Origin of the sequence: Mesorhizobium sp. M1A.T.Ca.IN.004.03.1.1, from assembly GCF_003997555.1 — a bacterium.
Classification (GTDB): domain Bacteria; phylum Pseudomonadota; class Alphaproteobacteria; order Rhizobiales; family Rhizobiaceae; genus Mesorhizobium.
Map to the genome: position 1 here is coordinate 1 of NZ_RZTV01000225.1, position 278 is coordinate 278.

Annotated in this window: 1 protein-coding gene; it reads right to left on the reverse strand. The window is 60.1% G+C overall.

What is annotated here, in order from left to right; translation table 11 throughout:
* The coding region (locus EOD29_RS31445; RefSeq protein WP_245475497.1) for a LysR substrate-binding domain-containing protein at window positions 1-278 on the reverse strand (278 nt) is incomplete at both ends.

A 278-nucleotide genomic window follows, 5' to 3' on the forward strand; every position in this document is an offset into this window, starting at 1 on the left:
TGCGGACCATGGCGACCATCGACGCTTCCTGATCAACCTGGGAGACGATGTTCTGGCGCAGGCCAAGATCGGTGAACAGGCGCGCCAGCAGCCGGTTATGCACCGAGGCGGGCGGTGTGCCGATCCATGGCAGTGATGCCAACTGTACCCAATCCGCACCGCGGACGAAGCTTGCAAGTGACGGCGGGGCAACGACGCGATAGGTCAGTTGTGCCAGTTCGCTGCCATAAAACAGTTTGGTTGCACTTTCGTCAGAAAGCTCGGCTGCAGGATCGTAG